Below are 16,568 nucleotides of genomic sequence, written 5' to 3'. Positions count from 1 at the left end.
GAATCGGCGTGCTAGTCTCGATTTCAGTTGCAGTTGTGGTTCCCGAAAAACGAGTGCTTCCGGGCGTGCCCTACGGGCCGCCGGGGCGTTTATTCTTCTCCGGTTTCTCCGGCGGGGCGATCATCACGGCGACACGGAATCCGCGCAGTGCGAATTCCGGCGACCCCCCCGAAGGAGAATGACATGAGCAGCGGCACCGTCAAGTGGTTCAACGCGGAAAAGGGCTTCGGCTTCATCGAGCAGGACGGTGGCGGCCCCGACGTGTTCGCCCACTACTCGAACATCGCCGCCCAGGGCTTCCGCGAGCTCCAGGAAGGCCAGAAGGTGACCTTCGACATCGCGCAGGGCCAGAAGGGCCCGACGGCCGAGAACATCGTTCCCGCCTGAAGCTGACGCGCGCGACGCAGACGTGGCTGGGGCCCGCATCCCTCGGGGTGCGGGCCCCAGCCGCATGCTCTCCCCTCCCCGGCACGGGCTCCGGAAAGTTCCCCGAGCCTGCGCGTCCACCGCTTTCGACCGGACGCCGCGCCGGTTGTCGAATCGGATTTCTTTTCTGCCTTCGACACCGCCTCGACGCACTCCCCGCCATTCGTTCGCCGGTTCGCCGGTTTCGCCGGGGAATTCCCGGATGCGCACCGCCCCGAGGAAGGACTCGCTTGAACAGCACGTACCTGACGGATCGTCTGCCGGAGATCCGCGACGGCGAGGCGGATCCGCACGTCTGGGCCGACATGACCGTCGAGGTGGCCCTGGCGGTCATGAGCGGGGCCGGCACCAGGCGCCTCGTCGTCCGTGACGACGACGGCCGGCCCACCGGCCTGGTCACCCTGTCCCAGCTCACCGGCTTCCGCGCGACCCCCGCCTACACCGATCGGGCACGGCTGCGCGACCTGCGCCCCGCGAACCCTCCATTCCACCCCTGAGCCCCACACCCTGCCGTACCGACCTATCCCGTCTCCTTCTCTGTGAGGTCCTATGCGCTGCGTCATCGCCCGCTTCCCGTTCGATCTGACGAAGAACGGTGTCCTGGAAACGATGCAGGACGTCAAGCCCGAGCCCGTCACCAGCGAGTCCGTGGTCATCGGACGCCGCGAGTACCCCGCCATGCAGGTCGGCGCCGTCATCACCCGCCAGGACCGCCGCGACTTCAGCTCCGGCGAGGTCGTCCGGGCCATGACCCGGCTCGGCTTCACCTGCCGTACCCGCCCCGCGGCCACCGCCGGCCCGTTCGGGCGGTCGTCCGCCCCGATCGACCCGTCCAAGGTGATCTGACCAGCGGACGGGAGCGCCTCGCGCGCCCATGGCAGGGGCCCGACCGGTACGCACCGGTCGGGCCCTCGTCACGTCCCGTACGGATGCACGGCACGGCCCCGTGGTTCCTGTGGTGCGGATGGGAGCATTACCCTCGGTGAAGGCGTCGGATCCCCGGCGCGCACCGGAAGGTGGGGCGGAGGGTCTGAGAATGACAGCGGACGATGCGCTCGGCCGTCTCGATGATGACGACTACCCCGCCTACACCATGGGCCGGGCCGCCGAAATGATCGGCACGACCGCCGGGTTCCTCCGCGCCCTCGGGGAAGCCCGCCTGATCACGCCGCTGCGTTCCGAGGGCGGCCACCGGCGCTACTCCCGTTACCAGCTGCGCGTCGCCGCCCGCGCCCGGGAACTCGTCGACCAGGGCACTCCCATCGAGGCCGCCTGCCGCATCATCATCCTCGAGGACCAGCTCGAGGAAGCCCAGCGCATCAACGCCGAATACCGCCGCGCGGCGGCCGAGGGCCGGCCGCCCGCCTCGGACTGAGCGGAAGCGGGGCCGCGTGCTGAGGGCGCCTCGTCCGCTCTCGAACGAAGGCCCTGGCCGGAGACCGGGGCCTTCGTCGTCGTCACCTCGCTCCTCCGGGCCCGACGCACCCGGCGCCGGCGGGCTTCACCGCTACGGTGTCGCCGGAACGGAGGCCCACCACGTCGAAGGTGCCGCGACGGTGTAGCCCAGGGACTCGTACAGCGGCCTGCCCAGTTTCGAAGCGGTGAGGGTGACCGGCAGGTCGGCCACGTGGGCGAGGGCGCCGAGCATGACGGCCCGCCCCACGCCACGCGACCGGAAGGCCGGGGACGTACCGACCCAGTAGTGGCTGCCGACTCCGTCGTCGACGACGCTGACGCAGGCTCCCGCGGCCACGCCGTCGTGCAGGGCGACGAACACGTCCACGCCCGGCTGCTCGATGAACGACATCGGGAACAGCTCGCCGGGGCGGTAGGGCTCGAACCCGGTCAGCTCGAAGCCGTCGATCACGATCCGCTCCGCCGCCTGGAGGTCCTCGGGCCGCCGGACCTTGATCACCTCCAGCGCCGGTTCGCCGACGGGCCCGGGCCGGCGCAGCATGACCGGCATCTGCCAGCTGCGCATGCCCAGGTGGCTCAGGTCGGTCGAGCCGAACGGATCCTCGACGTTCACCGGGCCCGCGGCCCCGCGGACCAGCTCGCCCAACTCGGCCAGTTCGCCCGCGTCGAGGTCGGACTCCTGGATCAGGACCCGCAGGCCGGCGCGCTCGTCGCCGTCGGCAGCGACGAATCCGCGACGCCGGACGACCTCATGCCCCCGGCTTCGGCCGGTCGCGATCCAAAGGGCGGCGGAGTTACGGGCCTGGCGCATCGGCGCCTCGGCCGATGCCAGGGACGCGGGCCCGTCGGCCGAAGTGGATCTCGTTGTCATGAGGCCTACGGTAGTGCGCAGTTGATCCCTCACACGGGCCAATTCCAGGCGGGCCGACTGGGCCACTTGCCGGGGACGTACCGGTCCTTGGCGACCCTCACCGGCGAGACCCCCGCGTACGCCCGCCGGTCGCCCGCGAGCCCGTCGGCACGACACTCGCCTGACGCACGGTCGGATCAGTGCTCACGGCGTCGTCGTGCGGCGGCCCTGGGGATCGCACCGGAGGGGGCGGCCGGGGTGGTCGTGGGTGAAGTCCTCGGCGATGTCCGCGGCGGTCTCCTCCATGGTGGAGGCGGAGATGCGGATCTGGCCGGAGAAGGGCCGGTCGATGTCGGCGATGAGGAGCAGCGAGCCGGTGAGGAGTGCGGCGAGGACGAGGAGCAGGGCGCGTGTGCTCTCGGGGAGCCGCTCCGGGAGGCTGACCTCCTGCGGGCGGTTCGGGTCGTAGACGACGTCGAGGCGGCCGCCGACCTGGACGGGCGGGAAGACGTAGGGGCCGACGGTGCACTGCCGACAGGGGCCGCCCGGGGCCGACAGGGCACAAGGGCGGACCCCCGCACGGGGCCGGTGGGACGGGGGCGGAGCGGCAGTGGAGCCGTAGCCGTAGCCGTCGGTCAGCTGTCGATGTAGTCGGTCGGTTGTCTATGCGGTCGGTCAGTTGTCGATGTAGCTGACGTCTCCCACGGTCCAGGCGCTCACGTCCGCGATCGCCACGCGGTACATGCCGCCGGTCTCCGGGATGCCGACGGTGCCCTGGAGGATGCGGGCGAGGTGGAAGTGAAGGTGGGTGGGGGGTTCCTTGCCGTGTTCGGTGGGACCGAAGACGGCGGAGAACTCGCCCAGGCGGGCCGAGTCCGTCAGGACCTCCGACACCCGCTGTCTCCACAGCGCTTCCGGGGCCAACCGACCGGTGAGGACCGCACCCCCCGTGACCACGGTGAGGGACATCTGATTGCTCCGCCCGGACTCCACCGTGGCGGCGATGTCAACGAGCAGCTCGTCAGGCTTCGACATGGAAGCCGATTCTAGGGCGCCCCGTCGCCCTGTGCGCGGGTGCCCCGGGCAGGACGCCTCCGCGTGACACCCCCGGGTGCGCGACGGACCTGGACCCGGACCCGGCCCCGGGCCTAGGCCGTCTCTTCCGGATCTTGCCGGGCGGCGCGGGTCGGGCAAGATCCGGAAGAGACGGCCTAGAGCGGCGCCGTGTCGTCGGCGGGGAAGGCCGGGCCGTGGCCGGGGACGATGACGTCGGTGGCGGCGAGGACGCGGATGCGCGAGTCGCGCTGGATCGCGTGGTCCGGGGCGACCGGGTCCTCGACCGGGCCGTTGGGGCGCCACCAGAGGTCGCCGACGAAGGCGACGACGCCGTCGGCGGTGCCGGCGAGCAGCGTGATGTCCTCGGCGCTGTGACCGGGCGTGCGGATGAGGCGCAGGGACGGGGTGAGTTCGTGGCCCTCGGCGTCGCGGTCGGTCCACTGGTCGTTCTCGTAGATCGCCTTGTGGTCGTGGACGCGGGCGTGGCCGAAGAGGCCGACGTTCATGGTGTTGTCGGGGTGGTGGTGGCTGAGGACCACGTCGGTGATGTCCTCGGGGCCCAGGCCGAGTTCGGCGAGCGGGCCGAGGATCCGGTCGCGGCCGGCCACCATGCCGGGGTCGACGATGACGTGCCGGTCGCCGTCGTGGACGTACGACACGGTGGCGGCGACCCCCGGGCCGGTGGAGAGGGTGTAGCCGGTGGTCAGGATCGTGTAGGTCGCGGTGCGGGAGCCGGGGGCGTCGCCGCTGTTCTTCGTCGTCGTCATGCCCCAAGTCTTCTGCGCCCGGCGCCCCTTCACGAGTGGCCGCACTGCCACTGATCGCGCGAATCGTGCCACACTCCCCGCATGCCGCCGTTCACCACCGTCGCCGCCTACGCCCCGGCCGGTGTCGGCATGCTCGGGGCCGGGATCGTCTCCGAGGTGTTCGACGCGCGCGGCCAGGGCCTGCCGCTGTTCGACTTCGCGCTGTGCACGGACCGGCCGGGGCGGGTCCGTACGGACGTCGGGCTGCCGCTGGTCGTCGAGCACGGTCTCGAACGGCTGGCCGCCGCCGACCTGGTGATCGCCCTGCCGTGGGCCGGGTTCCGTACGCCCCCGGCGCCCGCCGTCCTCGACGCGCTGGCCGCCGCGCACGCACGGGGTGCGCTGGTCGCGGCCCACTGCGTCGGCGCGTTCGCGCTCGCGGCGGCCGGGCTGCTCGACGGGCGCCGCGCCACGACGCACTGGCGGTTCGCCGGGCTGCTCGCCGAGCGCCATCCGGACGTCGCCGTCGAGCCGGACGCGCTCTACGTCGACCAGGGCCGTGTCGTCACCGGCGCGGGCGCCGCCGCCGGCTTCGACCTGTGCCTGCACCTGCTGCGGCGGGAGCACGGGGCGGCCACGGCCAACGCCATCGCCCGGGACCTGGTGCTCCCGTCCCACCGCGACGGCGGCCAGGCCCAGTACCTGGCCACCCCCGTCCCCGAGGACAGCCGCGACGAACGGCTCACCGAGGTGCTCGCCTGGGCCCGGGAGCACCTGCACGAGCCGCTGCCCGTCGCGGAGCTGGCCCGCCGGGCGCTGATGAGCCGGCGGTCCTTCGCCCGCCGGTTCGCCGCCTCGACCGGCACCACCCCTCACGCCTGGCTGCTCGGGCTGCGTCTCAGCCGCGCCGAGGAGCTCCTGGAGACCACGGACCTCCCCGTCGAGGAGGTGGCCCGCGCGGTGGGTTTCGGCAGCGCGGCGGTGCTCCGCACCCAGTTCGTACGCCGCCGGGGCGTGCCGCCGCGCTCGTACCGGCGCTCCTTCACACGGACGCCCTGACGGGAGCGGCCTGACGGGAGCGGCCCGTCGAGAGCCCTGACGCGAACGGCCTCAGGCGGACGCCCTGACGCGTGCGGCCCGTCGAGAGCCCTGACGCGAGCGGTCTGACGCGGATGCCTCGGCGCGAGCCGCCCCCGCCCACGCCCCCCACCCGTGCGGCCTCGCGCGGACGGGTCCCGCCCCCACCCGTGCGGCCTCGCGCGGACGGGTCCCGCCCTCACCCGTACGGCCCCCTCCGGTTGCCCGGTGTCGTGGGTCCGCCGAGCGTGGGGGGAATCGCGCGACCCCCAGGGAGGGCCCATGAGCAGTCTCGACACACCGGCCGAGGTCCCGCGGCCACGGGCGGCCGCGACGCCGGCGCCCACCACCCTCACGTGGGTGACGCTGGCCCTGATGACGACCGCGTCGGTGGCGAGTCTGCGGGCCGCGCCCACGATGGCCGTCTACGGCCTGGCCTGCGTGTTCCTCTATCTGGTCCCGGCGGTGGTGTTCCTGCTGCCGACGGCCCTGGTCTCCGCGGAGCTCGCCTCGGGATGGAACGGCGGCGTGTACCGCTGGGTCTCGGAGGGGCTGTCGAAGCCGCTCGGATTCCTGGCCGTGTGGTGCCAGTTCGCGATGACGATCTTCTACTATCCGAGCCTCCTCGGGTTCGTCGCGTCCACCATCGCGTACATCATCGATCCGGCCCTCGCCTCCAACGGCCCGTACACCGCGATCGTCATCGTCGTCCTCTACTGGACGGGCGTGTGGATCTCCTCGCGCGGGACGAAGGCGCTGGCCGGACTGGCCAGTTGGGGCCTGATCATCGGCACCCTGATCCCCGGCACCCTGCTGGTGGTCCTCGGCATGGTCTTCCTCGGCCAGGGCAACCCCTCGGCGGCCCCGATGGACGCCTCGCACCTGCTCCCGCAGTGGACGGGTCTGGCGAGCCTCGTCCTGATCGTCAACAACTTCCTGTCGTACTCCGGCATGGAGATGAACGCCGTCCACGTCTCCTCGCTGAAGGACCCGGCGAAGGAGTACCCGAAGTCGATGTTCCTGGCCATGGGCCTGGTGCTGCTGATCTTCATCCTGCCCGCGCTGGCCATCAGCTGGGTCGTCCCCGCCGACCAGCTCAGCCTCACGGCGGGCGTGATGCAGGCGTTCGACGCCTTCTTCTCGTACTTCGGCATCGGCTGGCTCACCCCGATCGCCGCCGTCGCACTGATCTCCGCGTCCCTCGGCGGCATGCTGACCTGGCTGGCCGGACCGTCCAAGGGCCTGCTGGAGATCTCCCGCCAGGAGGGCTACCTGCCGCCGTTCCTGCAGAAGCTGAACAGGTACGGCATCCAGCAGAACATCCTGGTCACCCAGGGCGTCGTGACCACGGTCATCGCTCTGGGGTACGCGCTGATCCCGAACGTCTCCAGCGCCTACTGGATCTTCTCGGTCATCACGACGCAGGTGTACCTGATCGTCTACCTGCTGATGTTCGCCGCGGCGATCCGGCTGCGGAAGACCCAGCCCGACCACCCCCGCGGCTACCGGGCGCCCGCGCTGGGCGTCCTGTGCGTCGTCGGCCTGCTCGCCTCGCTCGCCGCGCTGTGCATCGGCTTCGTCCCCAGCTCCCAGTTCGGCAGCGGCAGCGTCTGGGCGTACGTCGCCATCGTCGGTGGCGGCCTGCTCATCCTGGGCTTCGTGATCCCGTGGGCCTTCCTGCATTTCCGCAAGCCGAGCTGGCGCACCGCCGCCGCCGTCCCGAGCGAGGGAGAGCAGGCATGAGTCCCACCCGCTTCGCCTCCGAGCACAAGTGGATCTACTGGGGCGCGATCGTGATCCTGGTCGGTCTCGCGATCACCGGTGTCATCCGCTACGCGTACGTGACGACGAACGCCAAGACGCAGTCCAAGGCCAACCAGCTCCAGCAGGAGCTGGTCAAGGCCGGCTACCCCTCTCCCGACACCGACACCGTCGAGCGGCTGCTCGGCACCGACGGCGGGCAGGTCTGCGAGGAACCGGGCAACGCCCTGAAGACGGCGCTGTGGAAGATCCAGCAGTCCAACGGCGCCGCCGGTCCCGGCCAGCGGCCCGTCATCTCCGACACCAGGGCCGTCGAGGCCGAGCGGATCGTCCTCCAGGTCTACTGCCCGGACGAGCTCGACGACTTCGACGAAGCCCTGGACGACCTCAAGACCGACGACACCGTCCGCCGGTGAGGGACGGGGCGTGACTCCCCGGACCACCGACGGCGATCCCGGTCCCAATCGCGGTTCCGGTCGCGGTTCCGGTCCCGGTCGCGGTTCCGGTCCCGATCCCGGTTCCGGTCGCGGTTCTGGTCCCGATCCCGGTTCCGGTCCCGATCCCGGTTCCTCTCGTGGGACCGATCCGGCCCACGATCCCGATCCGGCCCACGAGCGCGAACAGCCCGGCGTCCTCCTCCACGACTTCCTGCGTGAACTCACCCGGTTCATGCTGAAGTTCAGCGGGGAGGGCGCCGAAGGCGTCGACCGGGCCGTCCGCGGCCTCGCCCGGACGTACGGCGGGCGGGCGGAGACGGTGCTCGTCGCGGACGGCGCCGTGCTCTCCGTGACCGTGGGGAGCCGCACCCTGACCTCGACGGTCACCGCCTTCCCCGACGTCGCCCGGCTCGACCGGGCCGTCGCCCTGAAGGGGTTCGTCGAGCACGTACGGGACACCCGGCCGCCCCTGTCCGAGGCGGCGGCCGGCCTGCGGCGGGTGGAGAACCTGCCCTCGAAGGTGCCCCGATGGGCGCGGGGCGCCGGCATCGTGCTGTTCTCGGTCGGGTTCGCGCCCGCCGTCCAGCCGACCTGGTACGAGATCGGCACGACCGCGCTCCTCTCCGCCCTGGTCGCGACGCTCACGGTCCTCGCGGACCGGCGGCCGCGCCTGGCCCGCGTCCTGCCGCTGCTCGCCGCCACCCTGGTCTCCCTGGTGACCCTGGGGCTGCTCCAGCCGGGCCTCGGCCACGGCGGACCTGTGATGATCATGCTTCCGGCGCTGTTCTTCTTCGTGCCCGGCGACCTGCTGAGCGCGGCCACCGCCGAACTCGTCGGCGGATTCCTGTCGACCGGCGCCGTCCGGCTCGTCTACGCCGTGGTCCTGCTCCTCCAGCTGTACGTGGGCGTGCTCATCGGCGTGGCCGTCACCGGTACGCCGACCCGCGCGCTCTTCGACAGCGCGCAGGACGCGGACCTGTCCCGATGGGTGATCGTGGGGAGCTGGGCCGTGTTCACGGTGGGCCTGGTCCTCGCGTTCGAGGTGCCGTGGCGGGTCGCGGGCTGGGTGACCGGCCTCGTCTATCTGACGCTCGGCGTGCAGGCGGCGGGTACGGCTCTGATCGGCGAGGCCGCGGGGACGTTCGTCGCCGCCACGGCCCTCGCGGTGGCGGCGGACCTGCTCGCCCGCCCGGCCGGGCGCCCACCGCGGCTCGTCCTGTTCCTCGGCGGCTTCTTCACCCTCACCGTCGGCTCCCTCGGCCTGCGGGCGCTCACCTCCCTCGCGGGCGGCCACGTCCTGCACGGCTTCCACGACCTGATGGACCTCGTCACGATCGTCACGACGATCGCGGTCGGTCTCCTCGCGGGCTCGGCGCTCGCGCCGGCCCGAGTGGAGAAGGAGTTCCCGGCCCCCTGAGGGGTGAACCGGCCCGCCAGGCCCGGGAGGTATCCGGCCCACCAGGCCCGGGAGGTGTCCGGCCCGCTAGGTCTGTGGGGTGGGGGCGCTCGGGCTCGGAGGCTGCGGAGGCTTCGGGGGCTGCGGGGTGGTGGGCTTCTCGGCGGGGGGCTGTTCGGCGGGCTCCTCCGCCAGGAAGGCCACTACCGCCAGGGCGAAGAGCAGGGCGAGGGCGAGGCCCACGACGACCGCGCCGGTGGGGTAGGACCAGAAGACGAGGGCTGCGGCCGCGCCGGCGACGAGGATCCAGGTGATCCAGGTGCGGTACCGGCGGACGAACGGGCCCACCGGGCCCAGCCGCATGCCCGCGTGGTCGGCGGTGGACCGGGTCGCGCTGATGCCGGAGTGCCAGAGGCCCCTGCCGAGGACGGCGGGGCGGCTCGGGCCGGAGAGCCAGGCGGCGAGGGCGATCAGGATGCCGAGGGTCGCGAACACCCGGACCGAGGTGCGCAGGAAGCGGATCAGGGTGTCGTAGACGGAGCCGGCGGCGGCCGGGGAGACGGTGGCCGGCAGGGCGTTCAGGTAGACCGTGCGGAAGACGGTGAGGGCGACGCCGAGGACGATCGCCGCGAAGGCGACACCGAGGGCGGCGGCGACCAGCGTGCGGCGACGCTTCACGGCGAGCAGCACACCCCCGACGACGAGCAGGACGGCGATCACCGGCAGCCACGCGCCCATCGCCTGGAGCAGCGAGAACGCCGTCTTCACCTTGCCGATGTCGTCGGACCTGACCACCGTGAAGTCCGTGTGGATCTCGGGGATCTTGGCCGCGACGTCGAGACCGGACTCGACGAGCCGCGCCTTCACCCGCTCGATCACCGGCGCCAGGTCGATGGTGACCGTGTCCGTCTCGATCTTCACCGCGCCTTCGTCGCTGCCGGTCAGGGCCCGGTCGAGGGAGGTGTGGATGGCCCGGTTGGCGTCGGTCCAGATGGTCTTGAACGCCGGCGAGGCGACGATGTCCTGTGTCCGGTCGTGGACGAAGCTTCTGAGCGCGCTCTCCAGGGAGCCGCCCAGCTTGCCGAGGGCCTTCTCCGCCAGGGGCCGTTCCTCGGGCGCGAGGCCCTCCAGGAGCGCGGGCAGGTCGATGTGCTCCATGACGACGTTCGTCACCCGGGTCGCGACGGCGGCCTGGACGTCGGGGTCGGAGGCGAGCGGGGTGACCGTCTGCACGTAGCGGTCGGTGTCGCCGACGATGTCCGCCGTCCAGGAGGCGACGATGCCGAGCGGGACGAGCACGCAGCCGATGACGATCAGCAGGGCGGAGAAGAAGGAGCGGACGCGGTGGTGGGGCTGACGCGGGACCTGCTTCTCCGCTTCCAGCGCGGCCACCCTGGCCCGGAGGACGGCAAGTTCGTCGGCACTGTCACCCGCAGCCATGACACCCACTCCTCATTAAGGGCAATTCAGGGCAATTCTGTGAGACGTGGTGACGGCTGTCGCCCTGGGCGGCGCATACGGGCGTAAGCGATCATGGAGTCATGAAGCTGCGCTGCGCCGTACTCGACGACTACCAGGGCGTCGCCCTCACCTCCGCCGACTGGAGCCCGCTCGCCGACCGCGTCGACGTCCGGGTGCTCCGCGAGCACCTCGTCGACCGGGACGCGGTCGTCGCCGCCGTCGAGGACTGCGAGATCGTCGTGATCATGCGGGAACGGACCCCGTTCGACGCGGAGCTCCTCGCCCGTCTCCCCCGGCTCCGGCTCCTCGTCACGTCCGGGCCGCGCAACGCCTCCATCGACGTCGCCGCCGCCCGCGCCCGCGGGGTCGTCGTCTGCGGCACCGCCAGCAGCCCCGAGCCGCCCACCGAACTGACCTGGGCCCTGCTGCTCGGCCTCGCCCGCCACGTACGGACCGAGGCGCAGGCGCTGCGCGACGGCGGACCCTGGCAGTCCACCGTCGGCACGGACCTGGCCGGCCGCACCCTCGGCGTCGTCGGGCTCGGCAAGATCGGCGCCCGGGTCGCCGCGATCGGCCGCGCCTTCGGCATGGAGGTCGTCGCGTGGAGCCCGAACCTGACGGAGGAGCGGGCCGCCGAACACGGCGCTCGGCTCGCCAAGGACAAGACCGACCTCTTCGCGTCCGCCGACTTCGTCTCGCTCCACCTGGTCCTCTCCGACCGCAGCCGCGGCGTGGTCGGGGAGCCCGAACTGCGCGCGATGCGCCCCTCCGCGTACCTCGTCAACACCTCCCGGGCGGGCCTGGTCGACGGCGAGGCGCTCGTCCGGGCGCTGCGCGAGGGCTGGATCGCGGGCGCCGGCCTCGACGTGTACGACACCGAGCCCCTCCCGGCCGACGACCCGGTCCGCACCCTGCCGAACGTCCTCGCCCTGCCCCACCTCGGCTACGTGACGGAGGCCAACTACGCCCTCTACTTCGGCGAGGCCGTCGAGGACATCGAGGCCTTCCTGGCGGGCACCCCGATCCGCGAGCTGCCCTGACGGGCTGCCGCCGGGGACCGTCCGAGGCTCGTACGGACTCCTGACGGGGGCTGTCCGAGGCTCGTACGCGCTCCCGCCGGGGGCTTGTCCGAGCCTCGGCCGGACTCCTGACGGGGACCGTCCGAGGCTCGTACGCGCTCCCGCCGGGCTATCCGAGGCTCGTACGGGCGAGCTCCACGAACTCCTCGTCGCTGAGGCCCAGTTCGCGGGCCTCCGCCGCCGCCTCGCGCAGTCGGGAGACGAGGCGGGCGCGGTCGGGGGCCGTGGCGCCGGGGACGATGAGGGCGCCCCGGCCGCGCCGGAGCTCGATGAGGCCCTCCTCGCGGAGGCGCTGGTAGCCGCGGAGGACGGTGTGGACGTTGACGCCGAGGGAGTCGGCGAGCTCGCGGGCGGCCGGGAGCCGTTCGCCGGGGGCGGCCGAGCCGTCGGCTAGGGCGCCCCGGACGCAGGCGGCGATCTGGTCGCCGAGGGGGACGGAGGAGGCCGGGTCGACACGGAAGAGCACGGTCAGACCTTCCCATGCCGTTCGGCGAGCGTGTTGAGGAGGGCGGCCGCGGTCTCCGCGTCGGGCACGGTCACCGCGAACTCCCGCCCGCCGTCCCGCCGTACGACGAGGGCCTCGCCGGAACGCAGCACCACGCCCGTCCGGTGGGCCCGGACGCGGTAGCCCCAGCCGCCGAACTCGGCGAGGGCGTGGACGTCCCGGGCGTCCGCTCCCGCGATCTCGTCCAGTGGGATCCGGACGCGGGGCTTGGGGAAGACCCCGGAGCGGACGGTGAGGCCGTGCCGGTCGACGGTGACCCGGACCCGGGCGAGCGCGAGCCCCGGGACGCCGATGACGAGGCCGAGGAGCCCGAACAGCGCGTCCGGCCAGCTGAGGACGAGCAGGACGACGGGGGCGGCGGCGAGGGCGAGGGCCGCGAGGACGGTCAGCGCCCGGGAGCCGGTGGAGCGGGACCAGCCGGCGACCTCGCTCGCGCCGAGCGCGAGCCGCGGGCCGTCGGGCGCCCCTGACCGGACGGCCGGCTCCTCCTCCGGGACGAGCGAGGTCAGCGCCCAGCCCGCCAGCGCGGCGGCGACGGCCGCCGTTCCGGCCACGGCGAGGTCGACGGCGGGCTCCGAGACCTGCACCTCGAACTCGTCGACGAGGTTGTTGCGGAGCAGTTGGACCAGAAGTCCGCCGGTGAAGCCCGCGGTGGCCCAGGCGCCCCACAGGGCCCGGCGCCGGACGAGCGCGGTCCAGGCGGCCGCGAGGCCGGCGATCAGGGCCGTGCTGATGAGGACGTAACCCGCCCGGCCCGTCCAGCCGTCGGCCTCGCCACCGTCTCCGAGGGAGTAGTGCGTGGCGAGTTCGGCGGGCAGCTCGTCCCGCCAGCGGGCGAAGAGCAGCAGGTGGACGGCGAGGGCGAGGACGAAGGGGAGCGCGGCGAGCGCGCGGAGACGAGGTGTGGCACGGTTCATGAAAACCTCCATTGTTTGCACTCTACTAGAACAATGAGGAGTGCGGGAGAAGGTTCCTCGAGATACGGGCGGCCCTATGCGGGCGGCCCTGACCGGTTGTTCACGGGGTCGAACGCAGACGAACGGGGAGATCTTCATGCGTCGCCGGCCCGTCACCCTTGCCGCCTTCACCGCGTTCGCCGCCCTCACGGCGGAGCTCGTCACCGGCTGCGGCGACGACGAGCCCGACCCGCCGCGCGACCGGCAGTGGGCGCTCGACGCGCTCGCCGGCCTCCCCGCACGTCTCCGCCGTCGCCGCCCTCCCGCACCACCAGGACCTCGACCCCGCCGCCATCATGCAGACCATCCGCGACACGGCCGCCGACCCGCCCCGGGCACCCGGACTCGGACCCGGACTCGGCAACGCCGACGCGGCGGCGGCCGTGAACGCCGCGAAGGCCAGGTGACGGCACCTCCCCCGCTCCAGCGGGGAGTACGGGCGGGAGCCCCTGCGGTACTTCGGGTACCGCGGCAGGTACTACTCCGCGCCGCAGTCGTGGTCGGCGGGGTCGACGACGACGCGGTCCAACAGGCCGCGCAGGACGGCCTGTTCGGCGTCGGTGAGGTCGCCGAAGAGCTCCCGCTCGGCCTCGCCGACGGCCTCGTCGACGCGCTCGAGGGCAGCGGTTCCGGCGGAGGTGATCTCGACGATGTGGCGGCGCCGGTCGGCCGGGTCGCGGCGGCGCTCGGCGAGCCCCGAGGACTCCAACTCGTTCAGGATCGCGACCAGTTGGCTCGGGTCGAGCTCCATCGCGACGGCGAGCTCGCGCTGACTCGTGGCCCCCCGGGCGAGCTGCATCAGGGTCATGGCATTGCGCGGGTGCAGCCCGGCGACACCCAGGGCGGCACGGATGCGCGCGCCGGTGAGCTCGCCACGGAAGGAGAGGAGGAAGCCGAGGCGGTCGGTCGGATGAGCTGCCATGTCGCCCACGGTAACAACAACACGATTGTGGAGCGAGGTAAATCGTTGTTACTCTTCAACGGTTGTCGTCCCCATACCGTTGGAGCGCGTCCATGTTCATCGCGTACGCCGCCGTCGCCACCCTGCTCGCCCTCGCCTGCGCCGGCTCCGCCTTCATGACCTTCACCCGGAACCCGCAGGTCGTCGGCAACATGACCAAGGTGGGCTTCCCGGAGAACCGGCTCCCCCTGCTCGCGACCGCGAAGGCGGCGGGCGCGCTCGGCCTGCTCGCCGGCCTCTTCGTCCCGGCGCTCGGCGCGGCCGCGGCCGTGGGCCTCGTCCTCTACTTCGCCGGCGCCGTCATCGCCCACCTGCGCGTGAAGGACTTCGAACTGGCCCCGGCGGCGGTGCTCACCCTGATCGCGGGGGCCGCGCTGGTCCTACGCATAGCCTCCGCCTGAAGCCTTCAACAATACGAGACGTTTCGTCTTGCCAGAACTCCGCACATGCCGTACGGTCATCCTCACGAGACGGTACGTCTCGCGACCGTGTCCCCGACGGCAGGAGTTCGCCCTTGTTCCATGCCCGACTCACCGACGTCACCCACCGGTACGACGACCGGCACGCCCCCCGCCGAACCGTCCTCGACCGCGCCTCCCTCACCGTCCGCTCCGGCGAACGCCTCGGCGTCGTCGGCGACAACGGCTCCGGCAAATCCACCCTCCTCCGGCTCCTCGCCGGCCTGGAGACCCCCGACAACGGCACGGTGACCGTCGAATCCCCCGGCGGCATCGGCCACCTCGCCCAGACCCTCGACCTCCCCCCGCACGCCACCGTCGGCGACGCCGTCGACCACGCGCTCGCGGACCTCCGAGACCTGGAAGCCGCCATCCGCACCGCCGAGGCGGCCCTGTCCGCCGCCGACAGCACGGACGGGACCGACGACGGCGAGACCGGCAGTGGTGGCACCCGCAGCGGCATCGGGCTGGGCGGTGCCCTCGCCTCGTACGCGGAACTGCTCGCCACCTACGAGGCACGAGGCGGCGCCGGGGCCGACCGGCGGGTCGAGACGATCCTCCGACGGCTCGGCGAACCCGGACCGCTCGACCGCCGACGCCCGCTCGGCACGCTCTCCGGCGGACAGCGAGCCCGGCTCGCCCTCGCGGGCGTCCTCGCCGCCGATCCCGAACTGCTGCTGCTCGACGAGCCGACGAACGACCTCGACGACGAAGCCGTGGAATGGCTGGAAGAGCGACTGCGCACCCACCGGGGGACCGTCGTCGCCGTCTCGCACGACCGGGTGTTCCTCGACCGGGTCGCCACCGCCGTCCTGGAAGTCGACGAAGACCGCCACACCCTGCGGCGGTACGGCGACGGCTACCACGGCTACCTCGCCGGACGCGCCGCCGAACGGGCCCGCAGGCAGCGGGAACACGAAGAATGGAAAGAGGAACTCGCCCGGTACCGGTCCCTGGCCGACACCAACATCGACCGCTTCTCCGCCATCCCCCGCAAAGCCCCGGCCGCGTTCAGCGGCGCGGGCGCCTTCCGGGCGCGATCACGCGCGCACGGCGCGATGAGCAGGATCCGCGCCGCCCGCGAACGGCTCACCCGGCTCACCGAACACCCCGTACCCGCACCGCCCCGACCACTCCGGTTCCACGCGGAACTCGACGGCGAGGGCGGCCGCGTCGACCTCACCGGCATACGCGTCGACGGACGACTCCACCTCGACGCCCTCCACCTCGACGCGGGCGCCCGCCTCCTCGTCACCGGGCCCAACGGCGCCGGCAAGACCACCCTCCTCCGGGTCCTGGCGGGCGAACTCGCCCCGGACGCCGGCACGGTCACAGCGCCCGCCCGGGTCGGGCTGCTCCGCCAGGACACGACCCCGCCCCTCGACCCCCGTACGGTGGGCGAGGCCTTCGGAGAAGGCCGCGAAGACGAACTGCTCGCCCTCGGGCTCTTCGCGGAACGGGACCTCTCGACCCCCGTCCGCCTGCTCTCGACCGGCCAGCGCCGCAAACTCGAACTGGCCCGGCTCGTGACGTCCCCCGTCGACCTGCTCCTCCTCGACGAGCCCACGAACCATCTGGCGCCGGGGTTCGTGGAGGAGCTGGAAGCGGCGCTCGCGCTCTATCGCGGCACGCTCGTCGTAGTCACCCACGACCGCCACCTCCGCCATTCCTTCCCCACCCCCCACCTCCACCTCCCCACCCCCGTCGTGCCCAATCGCCCCGCCGGGGCGCCCCCCACCCCCGCGCCTGCGCCCCACGTTGTGGGCAATCGTTCCGCTGGGGCGGAACGGGTGGGCACAACGGACGGCGCCCCTTGCCGGGCCTAGGCTTCCGCGCCCGAAACCGCACCGGCTGTGCGACGCCGTATCGGTGCGGGTCAGGGCGCAGGGGGCGGAGGCGCCGCCAAGGGGCGCCGTCCCGTGTGCCCACCCGTCCCGCCCCAGCGGGACGATTGCCCACACGGAGGTGCGGCATGGCAGCCCA

General features: G+C 72.7%; 18 protein-coding genes. 11 read left to right on the top strand and 7 right to left on the bottom strand.

Annotation, left to right across the window (positions count from 1 at the left end; genetic code table 11):
- Positions 1 to 183: 183 nt before the first annotated feature.
- From OO54_RS08870 to OO54_RS08855, 4 genes are all read left to right on the top strand, one after another.
- Positions 184 to 387 carry a cold-shock protein gene (locus OO54_RS08870; RefSeq protein ID WP_017240241.1) on the top strand — a complete coding sequence of 68 codons (204 nt, stop codon included), beginning with the start codon at positions 184 to 186 and terminating at the stop codon, positions 385 to 387.
- 269 nt (positions 388 to 656) lie between these two features.
- Complete coding sequence (locus OO54_RS08865; RefSeq protein ID WP_033202303.1) at positions 657 to 923, top strand: CBS domain-containing protein; 267 nt, start codon at positions 657 to 659, stop codon at positions 921 to 923.
- Between the two features lie 52 nt (positions 924 to 975).
- Positions 976 to 1,272, top strand: a complete 297-nt coding sequence (locus OO54_RS08860; RefSeq protein WP_033202302.1) for an SCO5918 family protein — start codon at positions 976 to 978, stop codon at positions 1,270 to 1,272.
- A gap of 190 nt (positions 1,273 to 1,462) precedes the next feature.
- On the top strand, positions 1,463 to 1,801 hold the full coding sequence (locus tag OO54_RS08855) for a MerR family transcriptional regulator (protein WP_033202301.1): 339 nt from the start codon (positions 1,463 to 1,465) through the stop codon (positions 1,799 to 1,801).
- Between the two features lie 132 nt (positions 1,802 to 1,933).
- On the opposite strand, the gene OO54_RS08850 is transcribed toward OO54_RS08855, so the two are convergent.
- The 3 genes from OO54_RS08850 to OO54_RS08840 form a co-directional block, all read right to left on the bottom strand.
- On the bottom strand, positions 1,934 to 2,713 hold the full coding sequence (locus tag OO54_RS08850) for a GNAT family N-acetyltransferase (protein WP_033202300.1): 780 nt from the start codon (positions 2,711 to 2,713) through the stop codon (positions 1,934 to 1,936).
- A 654-nt stretch (positions 2,714 to 3,367) separates the two neighbouring features.
- On the bottom strand, positions 3,368 to 3,727 hold the full coding sequence (locus OO54_RS08845; RefSeq protein WP_033202299.1) for a hypothetical protein: 360 nt from the start codon (positions 3,725 to 3,727) through the stop codon (positions 3,368 to 3,370).
- Positions 3,728 to 3,903: 176 nt separating this feature from the next.
- The gene (locus OO54_RS08840; RefSeq protein ID WP_033202298.1) at positions 3,904 to 4,515 is read right to left on the bottom strand and encodes an MBL fold metallo-hydrolase; all 612 of its coding nucleotides are present in this window, start codon (positions 4,513 to 4,515) and stop codon (positions 3,904 to 3,906) included.
- Positions 4,516 to 4,596: 81 nt separating this feature from the next.
- Here OO54_RS08840 and OO54_RS08835 point away from each other — a divergent pair, with 81 nt between their 5' ends.
- The 4 genes from OO54_RS08835 to OO54_RS08820 all read left to right on the top strand — a co-directional run bounded on the left by OO54_RS08835 (position 4,597) and on the right by OO54_RS08820 (position 9,186).
- Complete coding sequence (locus tag OO54_RS08835; protein WP_033202297.1) at positions 4,597 to 5,553, top strand: GlxA family transcriptional regulator; 957 nt, start codon at positions 4,597 to 4,599, stop codon at positions 5,551 to 5,553.
- A 300-nt stretch (positions 5,554 to 5,853) separates the two neighbouring features.
- Complete coding sequence (gene gadC, locus OO54_RS08830; RefSeq protein WP_033202296.1) at positions 5,854 to 7,314, top strand: glutamate/gamma-aminobutyrate antiporter GadC; 1,461 nt, start codon at positions 5,854 to 5,856, stop codon at positions 7,312 to 7,314.
- Entirely contained in the window at positions 7,311 to 7,748 is a 438-nt protein-coding gene (locus tag OO54_RS08825; RefSeq protein ID WP_033202295.1) for a hypothetical protein, read from the top strand. The genes gadC and OO54_RS08825 overlap by 4 nt, the downstream gene beginning before the upstream one ends.
- Positions 7,749 to 7,980: 232 nt before the next feature.
- Positions 7,981 to 9,186, top strand: coding sequence for a threonine/serine exporter family protein (locus OO54_RS08820; RefSeq protein ID WP_051786809.1), 1,206 nt, complete (start codon positions 7,981 to 7,983; stop codon positions 9,184 to 9,186).
- Between the two features lie 66 nt (positions 9,187 to 9,252).
- On the opposite strand, the gene OO54_RS41415 is transcribed toward OO54_RS08820, so the two are convergent.
- Entirely contained in the window at positions 9,253 to 10,605 is a 1,353-nt protein-coding gene (locus OO54_RS41415) for a hypothetical protein (protein ID WP_051786798.1), read from the bottom strand.
- Between the two features lie 101 nt (positions 10,606 to 10,706).
- Between OO54_RS41415 and OO54_RS08810 the strand changes: the two genes are divergently transcribed.
- Positions 10,707 to 11,666: a D-2-hydroxyacid dehydrogenase family protein gene (locus tag OO54_RS08810; RefSeq protein ID WP_033202294.1), complete on the top strand. Its 960-nt coding sequence runs from the start codon at positions 10,707 to 10,709 to the stop codon at positions 11,664 to 11,666.
- Between the two features lie 148 nt (positions 11,667 to 11,814).
- Here OO54_RS08810 and OO54_RS08805 read toward each other — a convergent pair whose 3' ends face one another.
- From OO54_RS08805 to OO54_RS08790, 3 genes are all read right to left on the bottom strand, one after another.
- Positions 11,815 to 12,171 carry a GntR family transcriptional regulator gene (locus OO54_RS08805; protein WP_017240254.1) on the bottom strand — a complete coding sequence of 119 codons (357 nt, stop codon included), beginning with the start codon at positions 12,169 to 12,171 and terminating at the stop codon, positions 11,815 to 11,817.
- A 2-nt stretch (positions 12,172 to 12,173) separates the two neighbouring features.
- Positions 12,174 to 13,127: a hypothetical protein gene (locus OO54_RS08800; protein WP_033202293.1), complete on the bottom strand. Its 954-nt coding sequence runs from the start codon at positions 13,125 to 13,127 to the stop codon at positions 12,174 to 12,176.
- A 517-nt stretch (positions 13,128 to 13,644) separates the two neighbouring features.
- A complete protein-coding gene (locus OO54_RS08790; RefSeq protein WP_234439206.1) occupies positions 13,645 to 14,088 on the bottom strand; it encodes a MarR family winged helix-turn-helix transcriptional regulator in 444 nt (147 codons plus the stop codon).
- A 92-nt stretch (positions 14,089 to 14,180) separates the two neighbouring features.
- Between OO54_RS08790 and OO54_RS08785 the strand changes: the two genes are divergently transcribed.
- Both OO54_RS08785 and OO54_RS08780 read left to right on the top strand, forming a co-directional pair.
- On the top strand, positions 14,181 to 14,528 hold the full coding sequence (locus tag OO54_RS08785) for a DoxX family protein (RefSeq protein WP_033202290.1): 348 nt from the start codon (positions 14,181 to 14,183) through the stop codon (positions 14,526 to 14,528).
- A 113-nt stretch (positions 14,529 to 14,641) separates the two neighbouring features.
- The gene (locus tag OO54_RS08780; RefSeq protein WP_078905107.1) at positions 14,642 to 16,411 is read left to right on the top strand and encodes an ABC-F family ATP-binding cassette domain-containing protein; all 1,770 of its coding nucleotides are present in this window, start codon (positions 14,642 to 14,644) and stop codon (positions 16,409 to 16,411) included.
- Positions 16,412 to 16,568: the final 157 nt, after the last annotated feature.

Origin of the sequence: Streptomyces wedmorensis (assembly GCF_000716445.1) — a bacterium.
Classification (GTDB): Bacteria; Actinomycetota; Actinomycetes; order Streptomycetales; family Streptomycetaceae; genus Streptomyces; species Streptomyces wedmorensis.
This window is presented reverse-complemented; position numbering and strand designations above follow the sequence as displayed.